The organism is Mesorhizobium tianshanense (genome assembly GCF_007830515.1).
Taxonomy (GTDB): domain Bacteria; phylum Pseudomonadota; class Alphaproteobacteria; order Rhizobiales; family Rhizobiaceae; genus Mesorhizobium; species Mesorhizobium tianshanense.
On the sequence record NZ_VLKT01000042.1, the window covers coordinates 1 to 12344 of the forward strand.

The 12344-nt window shown below is 64.0% G+C and carries 12 protein-coding genes; 9 read left to right on the forward strand and 3 right to left on the reverse strand.

Translation table 11 applies throughout. The annotated features are described in order from the left end of the window. Both IQ26_RS27530 and IQ26_RS27535 read right to left on the reverse strand, forming a co-directional pair. On the reverse strand, positions 1-276 hold a 276-nt coding region (locus tag IQ26_RS27530), incomplete at its 3' end, for a transposase (protein WP_145721519.1). 89 nt (positions 277-365) lie between these two features. Then, positions 366-1475 carry a Gfo/Idh/MocA family protein gene (locus tag IQ26_RS27535; protein ID WP_145721520.1) on the reverse strand — a complete coding sequence of 370 codons (1110 nt, stop codon included), beginning with the start codon at positions 1473-1475 and terminating at the stop codon, positions 366-368. A 153-nt stretch (positions 1476-1628) separates the two neighbouring features. Between IQ26_RS27535 and IQ26_RS27540 the strand changes: the two genes are divergently transcribed. The 9 genes from IQ26_RS27540 (at position 1629) to phnN (ending at position 11296) form a co-directional block, all read left to right on the forward strand. Beyond that, entirely contained in the window at positions 1629-2474 is an 846-nt protein-coding gene (locus IQ26_RS27540; RefSeq protein WP_162458088.1) for a MurR/RpiR family transcriptional regulator, read from the forward strand. A 131-nt stretch (positions 2475-2605) separates the two neighbouring features. Further along, positions 2606-4540: a bifunctional 5-dehydro-2-deoxygluconokinase/5-dehydro-2-deoxyphosphogluconate aldolase gene (locus IQ26_RS27545; RefSeq protein WP_145721522.1), complete on the forward strand. Its 1935-nt coding sequence runs from the start codon at positions 2606-2608 to the stop codon at positions 4538-4540. A gap of 35 nt (positions 4541-4575) precedes the next feature. Further along, complete coding sequence (gene iolD / locus IQ26_RS27550; RefSeq protein ID WP_145721523.1) at positions 4576-6426, forward strand: 3D-(3,5/4)-trihydroxycyclohexane-1,2-dione acylhydrolase (decyclizing); 1851 nt, start codon at positions 4576-4578, stop codon at positions 6424-6426. Positions 6427-6571: 145 nt separating this feature from the next. Further along, positions 6572-7489 (forward strand): myo-inosose-2 dehydratase, encoded by a 918-nt coding sequence (iolE, locus tag IQ26_RS27555; RefSeq protein WP_145721524.1) that lies wholly within the window; start codon positions 6572-6574, stop codon positions 7487-7489. A gap of 24 nt (positions 7490-7513) precedes the next feature. Next, positions 7514-7756: a DUF3329 domain-containing protein gene (locus tag IQ26_RS27560; protein WP_145721525.1), complete on the forward strand. Its 243-nt coding sequence runs from the start codon at positions 7514-7516 to the stop codon at positions 7754-7756. Positions 7757-7761: 5 nt separating this feature from the next. Then, positions 7762-8574 carry a 5-deoxy-glucuronate isomerase gene (gene iolB, locus IQ26_RS27565; RefSeq protein WP_145721526.1) on the forward strand — a complete coding sequence of 271 codons (813 nt, stop codon included), beginning with the start codon at positions 7762-7764 and terminating at the stop codon, positions 8572-8574. 153 nt (positions 8575-8727) lie between these two features. Beyond that, positions 8728-9435 (forward strand): DUF1045 domain-containing protein, encoded by a 708-nt coding sequence (locus IQ26_RS27570; RefSeq protein WP_145721527.1) that lies wholly within the window; start codon positions 8728-8730, stop codon positions 9433-9435. An 80-nt stretch (positions 9436-9515) separates the two neighbouring features. Then, complete coding sequence (locus tag IQ26_RS27575; RefSeq protein WP_145721528.1) at positions 9516-10655, forward strand: alpha-D-ribose 1-methylphosphonate 5-triphosphate diphosphatase; 1140 nt, start codon at positions 9516-9518, stop codon at positions 10653-10655. Then, complete coding sequence (gene phnN / locus IQ26_RS27580; protein ID WP_162458089.1) at positions 10652-11296, forward strand: phosphonate metabolism protein/1,5-bisphosphokinase (PRPP-forming) PhnN; 645 nt, start codon at positions 10652-10654, stop codon at positions 11294-11296. The genes IQ26_RS27575 and phnN overlap by 4 nt, the downstream gene beginning before the upstream one ends. A 49-nt stretch (positions 11297-11345) precedes the next feature. On the opposite strand, the gene IQ26_RS27585 is transcribed toward phnN, so the two are convergent. Beyond that, positions 11346-12341 (reverse strand): ABC transporter permease, encoded by a 996-nt coding sequence (locus tag IQ26_RS27585; protein WP_145721529.1) that lies wholly within the window; start codon positions 12339-12341, stop codon positions 11346-11348. Positions 12342-12344 lie beyond the last annotated feature (3 nt).

Consider the following 12344-nt stretch of genomic DNA (forward strand, 5'->3'; position numbering starts at 1 on the left):
GGCGAAGCGCCGGAACGACAGCCGGTCGCCAAGCGCCTCCTCCAGTTCGCGATCCGACAGACCATAGAGCGATTGCAGCAAAAGCGCCTTGAACAGCACCAGCGGCGGCCACGCCGCCCGCCCGGGTCCGCCATCGCGCAGCGGGGTGAGCAGCTTCTCGAAACGATACCACTTCACCAGACCCGACAACCGGTCGAGCGGCGAAGAGCCGCCCGACAGCTTGTCGCCCAGAAAAGCCTCTGCCAAGCTCAACTGACCCGTCCGCTTCACCGCCATCGTGATTCCCTCCGAGCTGCCGTCTCACAGAATCACAACCACCGAATTTCGCAACAGTCCCCTTGTGGGAGGGGAAGCCAACGCCGGCGCTACCGCACATCCATCCAGCGCCGTTCCTCGAACGAACGCGCCATGGCATGCACGGTGCGCTCGATCTCGAGGCCCTCGTCGAAATCGATGATCCGTGCCGGCTTGCCGGCCAGCCGCGTCAAAAGCTCGCGGCATTCGATGATCTTGAGATCGTTGAAGCCGAGGCCGTGGCCGGGCGCCGGCAGGAAGGCATCGTAGGGCTTGTGGTGCGGCGCTACCAGGATGGTGCGGTAGCCCTGCTCGGTCGGGCGGTCGGATGTCAGGTAAAGCTGGAACTCGTTCATCCGCTCCTGGTCGTACAGGATCGAGCCCTTCGAGCCGAAAATCTGGATGGCGATCCGGCCCTTGCGGCCCCAGGCCGAGCGGTTGACCAGCAAGGTGCCGGCAATGCCGTTTTCTAGATGCATCAGCACGCTGGCGATGTCGTAGGTCTCGACCGCGCGGCGCCCACCCGACGCGACGCGGCGGTCGGCATAGGGTTTTGCCATGTCGCACATGACGCGGGCGACGCGGCCGAACAGCACCGCGACCAGCGACAGCGGATGCACGGCGAAATCGTCGAGTGCGCCGTAACCGGACGCCGTCTCGTGCTTCCAGAAGAACAGCGCTTCCGGATCGGCCATGAAATCCTCGTCCATCTCGATGCGCAGATGGTTGACCTCGCCGATGACCTTCTCGTCGAGCAGCGCGCCGATATGGCGGATCGCCGGATTCTGGACGTAGTTGTAGCCGAGAGCGGCCACCTTGCCGGACTTCTGGGCGGCCGCCGCCATGGCTTGCGCCTCGGCGAAATTCGGCGCCATCGGCTTTTCGCACCACAGATGCTTGCCGGCTTCAAGGATGGCGATGGCCATTTCCGGGTGGAACTGGTTCGGCGTGGTCAGCGAGACGATATCGACGTCCGGATCATCGACAACCGCGCGCCAGTCGCCGGAAGCCTTGGCAAAGCCGAATTCGGTGGCACGGCGTTTGGCAAGGTCCTCATTGACCTCGCCGAGATGGACCAGCCTTGGCTTGGCCACGTCGGGGAAGACGGTGCCGACCGCATTCCAGGCGATGGCGTGACACTTGCCCATGAAGCCCGTGCCGATAAGACCGACTCCGACCATTTCCCTTGTCTCCGCTGTCAGGAAGATTTGTGTGGATGAATTAGTCCATTTTATCCAGAAATGGAACGCATGCCTCATTTTTTATGGCCTTCTTGCACAGGCTCGTTATGATGGGGCACACAGCATCTACTGATGGGCCTAGGCGGAGCGACGATGGACGAACGGGTGCCCCGCGATTTCGAGACGCTGCGTGCGACGATCCTGGAGCGACGGCAGAGCCTGCCCAAGCGTATCGCGCAGATCGCCGCCTATGCGCTCGACAATCCCGACGATATTGCCTTCGGCACCGCCGCAAGCATCGCCGCCTCCGCCGGCGTTCAGCCTTCGACCCTGATCCGCTTCGCCCAGCAGCTCGGCTTCGACGGCTTTACCAGCCTGCAGCTGGTGTTTCGCGAGCGCCTGCGCGAGCGAAATTCGTCCTATGACGAAAGACTGGCGGCATTGCGCGCCAAGGCCGAGGAAGGCGCCGGTCACCGGGCGATCTTCGACGGCTTCGTCGCCGCGGCCAGCACCTCGCTCAACGATATTTCAGGCAGGTTGAACGAAGACCATTTCGAAGATGCGATCGCCTTGCTGGCAAAGGCGGAGACCATCTATGTGCTGGCCAAGCGCCGCTCCTATCCGGTCGCCTCCTACATCGCCTATGCGCTGGGCAAGCTCAAGATCCGCAACCAGCTGATCGAATCGGCCGCCGGCCTCAACGCCGAGATGATCGGCTTTGCCTCGCCCAGGGATGCCGTCATCGCCATCAGCTTCTCGCCCTATGCGCCGGCAGCCATCGAGGAGGCGCGCGTCATCTCGGAACAGGGCGTGCCGATCGTGGCGATCACCGACAGCTCGTTTTCGCCGCTCGCCCAGTTCGCCAAGGTCTGGTTCGAGGTCGCCGAGGCCGATTTCGCCGGCTTCCGCTCGCTGTCGGCGACGATGGCGCTGGCCATGGCGCTGACCGTCGCGGTTGGCGAAAAGCGGAGCGACAGCAGCCGCAAGCGCAAGGCATAGAGGGCCACTTTTCAGCAAAGGAATGCGTGTTCCATATTGACTATGGATTGGAATTATTATTTCATATTACCCGGCGCCACGCTGCCGCTCGCGCGTGTACTCCAAGACAACAAGGCCGATGGGAGGTTCGAATGGGCGAAGCTGTGGACGCGAAACATGCGCCGCTCGACGTCATCACCATTGGCCGCGCCTCCGTCGACCTCTATGGCCAGCAGATCGGCTCGCGCCTGGAGGACATCACCTCCTTTGCCAAGTCGGTCGGCGGCTGTCCGGCCAACATTTCGGTCGGCACGGCCAGGCTCGGCCTGCGCTCGGCGCTGCTCACCCGCGTCGGCGACGAGCAGATGGGCCGCTTCATCCGCGAGCAGCTGACACGCGAGGGCGTCTCCGTCGCCGGCCTCAAGACCGATCCGGACCGGCTGACGGCGCTGGTGCTGTTGTCGGTCGAGGACGAAGGCGTCTCGCCGATGATCTTCTATCGCACCGATTGCGCCGACATGGCGCTTTCGGAAGACGATATCGACGAGGCGTTCATCGCCTCGGCACGCGCCATCGTCGTCACCGGCACGCATTTTTCGCGTCCCAACAGCGATGCCGCGCAGCGCAAGGCGATCCGCGCCATCAAGGCGAAGGGCGGCAAGGTGGTGTTCGACATCGACTATCGCCCCAACCTCTGGGGCCTTGCCGGCCATGCCGAAGGGTTTGAGCGCTATGTGAAATCCGACCGGGTCTCAGCGCAGCTGAAATCGGTGCTGCCGGACTGCGACCTGATCGTCGGCACCGAGGAAGAGATCATGATCGCCTCCGGCACTGACGATTGCCCGAGCGCGCTCAAGACGATCCGCTCGCTGTCGGCGGCCACCATCGTCTTGAAGCGCGGCGCCATGGGCTGCATCGTCTATGACGGGCCGATCAGCGACGATCTCGAGGACGGCATCGTCGGCAAGGGATTTCCGATCGAGGTCTACAATGTGCTCGGCGCTGGCGACGCCTTCATGTCGGGCTTCCTGCGCGGCTGGCTCGGCGGCGAAAGCCTCGAGACGGCGGCGACCTGGGCCAATGCCTGCGGCGCCTTCGCCGTGTCGCGGCTGCTCTGTGCGCCGGAATACCCGACCTTCGAGGAATTGCAGTTCTTCCTGAAGAACGGCAGCCAGCACCTGGCCTTGCGCAAGGACGAGGCGATCAATCACATCCATTGGGCAACGACGCGCCGGCGCGACATTCCTTCACTCATGGCGCTCGCCTGCGACCACCGTATCCAGCTTGACGATGTCGCCGCGAAAGCCGGCGCCGACCCGTCGCGCATCCATGATTTTAAGGTGCTGACGGTCAAGGCGGCGGCACGGGTCGCCGCCGGCCGCGCCGGCTACGGCATGCTGCTCGACGAGAAATACGGCCGTGAAGCCATGTTCGAATTTGCCCGCCATTCCTTCGCATGGCTTGGCCGGCCTGTCGAACTGCCGGGCTCGCGGCCGCTTCGGTTTGAGTTTTCGCAGGACATCGGCTCGCAATTGATCGAGTGGCCGGTCGACCATTGCATCAAATGCCTGTGCTTCTATCACCCCGACGATCCGGAGGCGCTGAAGACCGAGCAGCAGCAGAAGCTCAAGGGCCTGTTCGAGGCCGCGCGGAAAGTGGGCAGAGAACTTCTCATCGAGATCATCGCCGGCAAGCACGGCGAGCTCGACGATACGACGATCCCACGGGCGCTGGAGGAACTCTATGCGCTGGGAATCAAGCCCGACTGGTGGAAGCTCGAACCGCAGGCTTCAGCCGGCGCTTGGGCAAAGATCGAGGCGGTGATTCTGAAGAACGATCCATGGTGCCGCGGCATTGTGCTGCTCGGCCTGGAAGCGCCGCAGGACGAATTGGAAGCAGCCTTTGCCGCCACCGCCAAGGCGCCCATCGTCAAGGGCTTCGCCGTCGGCCGCACCATCTTCATCAACGCGGCCGAACAATGGCTTGCGGGCAAGATGTCGGACGAGGAGGCGGTGGCCGACATGGCGTCTCGCTTCGAGAAGCTGACCGAGGCATGGCTTGCCGCGCGTGGCCGCAAAGCAGCATAAGAAGGCGCGGCATAAGGACTGCGGAGGAAAACACCATGACCAAGACAATCCGCCTGACGATGGCACAGGCGCTGACCCGCTTTCTCGCCCGGCAGATGACCGAGATCGACGGCAGGAAAGTGCCGATCTTCGGCGGCGTCTGGGCGATCTTCGGCCATGGCAACGTCGCCGGCATCGGCGAGGCGCTCTATCAGGTGCGCGACGAATTGCCGACCTTCCGCGCCCATAACGAGCAGGCGATGGCGCATGCGGCGATCGCCTATGCCAAGGCCAATTTCCGCCGCCGCTTCATGGCGGCGACCAGTTCGATCGGCCCGGGCGCGCTCAATATGGTGACGGCGGCAGCACTTGCGCATGTAAACAGGTTGCCTGCCCTGTTTCTCCCCGGCGACGTCTTCGCCAACCGCATCCCCGATCCCGTTTTGCAGCAGGCCGAGGATTTTTCCGACGGCACCGCGACGGTCAACGACTGCTTTCGCCCGGTGTCGCGCTATTTCGACCGCATCACCCGGCCGGAGCAGATCATCCCGGCGCTGAACCGCGCCATGCAGGTGCTGACCGATCCGGCCGAATGCGGACCAGTGACGCTGGCGCTCTGCCAGGACGTGCAGGCCGAGGCCTATGACTATCCCGAGAGCTTCTTTGCCGAACGGGTCTGGCATCAGCGCCGGCCGCGTCCGGACCGTAAGGAATTGGCGGCCGCCGTGGCGGCGCTGAAGGGGGCGAGGAAGCCGTTGGTGATTGCCGGCGGCGGCATGCTCTATTCGCAAGCCTCCGGCGAACTGGCGAAGCTGGTGCAAGGCGCCGGCATTCCGGTCTGCGAGACGCAGGGCGGCAAATCCTCACTGCCGGACGATCATCCGCTCAACATGGCGGCGGTCGGCGTCACCGGCACTTCGGCGGCCAACCGGCTGGCTGAAGAAGCCGACGTCGTGCTTGCCGTCGGCACCAGGCTGCAGGATTTCACCACCGGCTCCTGGGCGCTGTTCAAGAATTCCGGCAAGACCATCATCGGGCTGAACGTCCAGCCTTTCGACGCGGGAAAGCACCAGGCGCTGCCGCTGGTCGCTGATGCGGCGGAAGGACTCGCCGAGCTCGGTGCGGCACTGGAAGGCTGGAAAGCGCCGACCGCCTGGACCGACAATGCAGCCAGAGGCAAGAAGGACTGGCAGGCCGAGGCCGGCAAGGTGACGGCCTCGACCAATGCCGCCTATCCATCGGATGCGCAGGTGATCGGCGCCGTGCAGCGCGCCATGGGTTCCGGCGTCATTCTGCTTCATGCCGCCGGCGGGCTGCCCGGCGAGTTGCACAAGCTGTGGCAGGCGGGCGCACCCGGCTCCTACCACGCCGAATACGGTTTTTCGACCATGGGCTACGAGATCGCCGGCGGACTTGGCGTCAAGATGGCCAAGCCCGACGAGGAAGTCGTCGTCATGATCGGCGACGGCTCCTATCTGATGCTCAATTCCGAGATCGCGACATCGGTCATGCTCGGCCTCAAGCTGACGATCGTGCTGCTCGACAACAGCGGCTATGGCTGCATCAACCGGCTGCAGATGGCGACCGGCGGCGCCAATTTCAACAATCTGCTGAAGGACGCACACCACGAGGTTATGCCCGATATCGACTTCGCCGCGCATGCCGCGAGCCTCGGCGCCATCGCCGAGAAAGTTTCGTCGATCGCCGGGCTGGAAACGGCGCTGGCGCAAGCGAAGAAGAATGCACGGACGACCGTGCTGGTCATCGACACCGATCCGCTGGTTTCGACCGAAGCCGGTGGAAGCTGGTGGGATGTCGCCGTGCCCGAAGTCTCGGTGCGGCCGCAGGTCAACGCAGCGCGCAAAGCCTATGATGAAAAGCGGCAGATGCAAAAGATTGGAGATTGATGTCGGCGCTGCCAGGCCCCACCCTCCCCTTGTGAGGAGGTCGGACCGAAGGTCCCGGGTGGGGTCGGCGCCGCACCCCGCTGCTTAGTAGCGACCCTCCCCACAAGGTGGAGGGGTGGACACGAACTGAAATTGGAGTGACGACTTGAGAGCCAAACTGGGCATGTCCCCTATTGCATGGTGGAACGACGATCTTGCGGAACTCAGCGATGACGTGTCGCTGGAGGAATGCTTGGCGCAATCGCGCTCGGCGGGCTTCACCGGCATGGAAATGGGCCGCCGTTTTCCCAGCGATCCGGAGATCATGCTGCCGATCCTGAAACAGGCCGACGTGACGCTTTGCGGCGGCTGGTTTTCCGGTACGCTGGTCGACGAGGACATGGCTGACAACAAGGATCGCATCCAGCCGATGATCGATCTGTTCAAGGCGGTGAACGCGCCTTGCATCGTCTATGGCGAGGTCGGCCGCTCCATCCAGGGCGATCGCTCGAAGCCCCTCGCCACCAAGCCTAGGCTTTCGGACGACGAGATGAAAGCCTATGCAAGGCGCCTCACGCAGTTCGGCGAATGGTGCGCCGAGCAGGGCATGCCGCTGTCCTACCACCATCACATGGCGGCGGTGGTCGAGACCGAGCCGGAGCTCGACGCCTTCATGCGCCATTCCGGCGAGGGCATTCCCTTGCTGCTCGACGCCGGCCACATGGCTTTTGCCGGCGGCGACGTGCTGCGCGCCATCGACAATCATCACAAGCGCATCAACCATGTGCATGTGAAGGACGTGCGCATGGCGGTGATCGAGAAACTCGACCGCCAGAAACAATCCTTCCTCGATGCCGTGGCGCTCGGCGCCTTCACGGTGCCGGGAGATGGCTCGTTGGATTTTGGCGCCATTGTGGAAAGGCTGGCGAACTATGGCTATGAAGGCTGGTTCGTCGTCGAGGCCGAGCAGGATCCGAAGAAGAATCCGCCGCTCAAGATGGCGCAAGTCGGCTACAAGGAGTTGATGCGGGTGATGACGGCTGCCGGCTATACGGTTGAGACACAGGGCTTCCCCAATGCTTGAGCGATGCGACGACGGGCCGATTCGATGAAGGATTCCGAGCATCCGTTCTTCCGGCCTCTGTGGCGGCGCGTTGCCATCGTCGCGGTCTGCCTGGGCTGGGCCGTGGTCGAGTTTGCCACCGGCGCGCCGTTCTGGGGCACGATCGCGCTCGGCTTCGCCGGCTATGCCGTCTGGCAGTTCTTCTATCTCTACAAGCCGGCCGACGAGGGCAAGGCATCGGCTGAAGCCGAGCCGGAGGCTTCGGCCGACACCGAACCAAAGGAATGACCCAGATGTCGAAACTGCTCGTCAAAGCCGATAAGGGCCATGGCCGCGTCGCCCATGTGACGCCGCAAAACGCCGGCTGGACCTATGTCGGTTTCGATCTGCATCGATTGCGGCCAGGCGAAACAGCCTCCGGGCAAACCGCGAACCGTGAAGTCTGCCTGGTGTTCGTCACAGGCAAGGGCAAGGCGAAGGCCGGCGGCAAGGATCTCGGCCTGCTCGGCGAACGCATGTCGCCCTTCGAAGGCAAGCCGTGGTCTGTCTATGTGCCGCAAGGCTCTGACTGGTCGGTGATCGCCGACACCGATCTCGAACTCGCCGTCTGCTCGGCGCCTGGACTTGGCGGCGGCCTGCCGGTCCGCGTCATTCGGCCGGACGATCTCGGCCAGGAAGTTCGCGGTAAGGGCACCAACACGCGCTATGTCACCAACATCCTGCCGGAGGGCAAGCCGGCAGACTCATTGCTGGTGGTCGAGGTCATCACGCCTGGCGGCCACACATCGAGCTATCCGCCGCACAAGCATGACCAGGACAATCTGCCGGCTGAATCCTATCTCGAGGAGACCTACTACCACCGCCTCAATCCGCCGCAGGGCTTTGCCTTCCAGCGCGTCTACACCGATGCCGACAGGAATGGCGCCCGCGCGCTGGACGAGGCGATGGCGATCGAGGACGGCGATGTCGTGCTGGTGCCCAAGGGCTATCATCCTTGCGCCGCCTGCCATGGCTATGACCTCTACTATCTCAATGTCATGGCCGGGCCGAAGCGGACGTGGAAATTCCACAACGCGCCCGAGCACGAATGGCTGATGAAGAGCTGATCGCGCGGCTGTTCCGGGTCGGCGAACTGGCCCAAGGCGAAAAAATCGTCGGCTAATGACCCGCCCGAACAACTTTGTTATCAGGAGCGACCATCAGCTTCGTCATTTCGTCATGCAAATCGCCTATGGCAGCGGAGTTGACGAGGAACTTCGATGCGCTACGCGATCTATTTCACCCCCCGGCAGGACGAACCGCTGGCGCGGATTGCCGCCAATTGGCTTGGCCGGGACCCGTTTAGCGCCGCCACAAGGCCGGTCGAGGCCGTGGGCGAACTGTCGGCGGCGGAGGTCGCCTTCCACACCGCTTCGGCGCGCCGCTACGGCTTTCATGCGACGCTGAAGGCACCCTTCCGGCTGGCTTCGAACGAGACGGAAGCCTCGCTTCGCGCGGCGCTGGACGATTTTGCCGAGGCGACACCGGTGGTGACGATCCCGCGTCTTGTCGTCAGCCAGATCGACGGCTTCTTCGCGCTGGTGCCGCAAGCGCCGCTGCCGGCACTCAACCGCTTCGCCGACGACGTCGTGCGCGGCTTCGACCGCTTCCGCGCGCCGCTGAGCGAGGCGGAAATCGAGCGGCGCAGCCCCGATTCGCTGAAGCCGGCTGAATTCCGCAATCTCTGCCAATGGGGCTATCCCTATGTCTTCGAGACCTTCCGGTTCCATATGACGCTGTCCGGCCGGGCCTCGCCACAGGAAAGCCCTCGTCTTCGCCTAGCAATCGACAGCCTGTTTGCGGAGGTCCTGCAACGGCCGGTGCCGGTGGACGCGCTGACGCTGTTTGTCGAAACCGAACCTGGCGCCCCGTTCATGGTGCTTTCCCACCATGCGCTCGGGCGTCGCCCGGCCAGAAAAACTGCCTGAAGTGTTTTTTTGTTTTAACCGCATTTGTGCGACGCCAATTGATTCCGACTGGCTCCAAAATGCTCCAAGGACTGCCTGAAATGACCACCGAGACCGTTCTCAACAATGCCCGCATCGTGCTTGCCGACGAGATCATCGAAGGGTCAATCGTGCTGCGCGACGGCCTGATCGCCGGGATCGATGCCGGCGCCGGCCGGACCGGTGAGGACATGGGCGGCGATTTCATCATTCCCGGACTGGTCGAGCTCCATACCGACCACCTCGAAGGCCACTACGCGCCGCGGCCGAAGGTGCGCTGGAACCCTATCGCCGCGGTGCTCGCTCACGACGCGCAGGTGGCGACCGCCGGCATCACCACCGTGCTCGATGCCTTGCGCGTCGGCATGGATGACGATGCGGACATGGGGTCGGCCGACATGCGCAAGCTGGCCGACGCGATCGAGGACAGCGTCCAGCAGGACCGGCTGCGGGCCGACCATTTCATCCATTTGCGCTGCGAGGTTTCGGCGCCGGATTGCCTCGCCGCCTTCGCCCATTTCGACGGCGACGAAAGGATTAAGCTGGCGTCGCTGATGGACCATGCGCCGGGACAGCGCCAGTTCGTCGATCTCGAAACCTATGCCTACTACTACCAGCGCAAGCTGAAGCTGTCGGATCCCGATTTCCAGAAATTTTGCGAGAAGCGGATGACGGAGTCGGCGAGGAATTCGGGGCCGAACCGCACCTTCATCGCTGCTGCCTGCCATCAGCGCGGCATCGTGCTGGCCAGCCATGACGACGCGACGACGGGCCATGTCGACGAGGCGATCGAACAGGGCGTCCGCGTCGCGGAATTCCCGACCACACAAGAGGCCGCCAGGGCCTCCAAGGAGGCAGGGCTCGGCGTGCTGATGGGCGCGCCAAACGTCATGCGCGGCGCTTCGCATTCTGGAAACGTCTCGGCCCGCACGCTCGCCGGCGACGGCCTGCTCGACATATTGTCGTCCGATTACATTCCCTTCAGCCTGATCCAGTCGGCCTTTTTCCTCGGCGACGTGGTCGACGGCATTTCCCTGCCTCAGGCGGTGGCCATGGTCTCGAAGAACCCTGCCGAAGCGGTCGGCCTCACGGATCGCGGCGTCATCGAGCAGGGCCGGCGCGCCGATCTGGTTCGCGTGCGTCTTGACGACCATGTCCCGGTGGTCCGCACGGTCTGGCGGCAGGGACGCCGGGTCGCATGATGGTGTCGGCTTCGATCGAGTGTGAATTGTCGGCCGCGGCGTTTCCGATCCGCGACGGCGTGTTCGTCGCCGTCGTCGGGCCGAGCGGCGCCGGCAAGGACACCGTGATCGGCTATGCCCGCACCCTGTTTGCCGACGAAAGCCAGCTGGAGTTCGTGCGCCGGGTCATCACCCGACCGAGCGACACGGCGAGCGAGGATCACGACACGCTGGCCGATGCCGCCTTTGTCGAGGCCGAAGCGGACGGCGCCTTCGCCATAGCCTGGGAGGCGCATGGCTTGCGCTACGGCATCCCCACCGAAGTCGACCGGTCGGTCGCCAATGGCCGCGTCGCCATCGCCAATGTCTCCCGCGCGATCATCCCGGTTTTACGCGAGCGTTACGCCAATCTCGCGGTCGTCGAGATCACCGCCTCGCCGGAAATCCTGGCCGAGCGGCTGGCCATGCGCGGCCGCGAGTCGCGCGGCGAAGTGCTGGCGCGGCTGGCGCGCAGCGCCAATGTGGCGTTGTCCGGGCCAGGCGTCACCTCGATCGACAATAGCGGCCCACGCGAGGCAGCCGGCGAGCGCTTCGCCGATGTGCTTCGCAAGGCCATGGCTTTTTCGGACCGACCGTGCAGCGGGGCAGAAACCAATCTGTAGCGATCCTTCGCGCCCCCTCTGTCCCGCCGACTCAAAGGTTCGTGAAGCGCTACTCCGCAGCCGCGCCGGCCGCGCCCTTGCGGGTGGCTTCCAGCATCAGCCGCCGCTCGCGGAACACACCCCATTGCTGGTCGACCAGCACGCCGATCAGGATCACCCCGCCCATCACCGCGAAATTGAGCGAGGAGGGGATGCCGAGCAGGTTGACGAGGTTCTGCAGCTCCTGCAGCAGGACCGTTCCGAGGATGACGCCGATCAGCGAACCTTCGCCGCCGCGCAGGGAGAAGCCGCCGAGCACCGCTGCCGCAATGGCATAGAGCTCGTAGAACTGGCCGTGGCTCGCCGGCGAGATCGAGCGCGTGTACATGGCGAAATAGATCGCCGACAACGCCGTCAGCACACCGCAGATGACATAGGCCGCCATTACGACGCGGCCGGTGCGGATGCCCGAATATTTCGCCGCCTCCTCGTTCTTGCCGATGGCGTAGAGATAGCGCCCGAACACCGAACGGTGCAGCACCACCCACATCACGATGGCGATGACGATCAGTGCGATGAAGCTGTTCGGCACGCCCCAGGATCGCCCCGCGGTCAGGAACTCGAGCTCCGGAAAATTCTGCCCGAAGGCGAAGCCCGCGGTGCCGTCGGCAGTATAGAACCGCGCCACGCCGCGGTAGATCAGCAGGCCGCACAGCGTCACCACGAAAGGCTGCAATTTGAGCCGGGTGATCAGCCAGCCATGCGCCAGCCCGATCATGCCGCCGAGGATGAGGATCAGCGGCAGCGCGACCGGCCATGCCATGCCGCGCGTGGCGATGAAATCGATGAACAGGACGCCGAGCAACGCAACCACCGAGCCTACGGACAATTCGATGCCGCCGGTGATGATGACGAAGGCCTGGCCGATCGCCAGGATGCCGAACAGCCCGATCAGGTTCGATGTGTTGGCGAGGTTGATCGGCAGCAGGAAGCGCGGATTGATGATCGCCACCACCGCTCCCACCACAAGGATCAGGATCAGCAGGCCGAGATCTTTCTTGCTCATCGT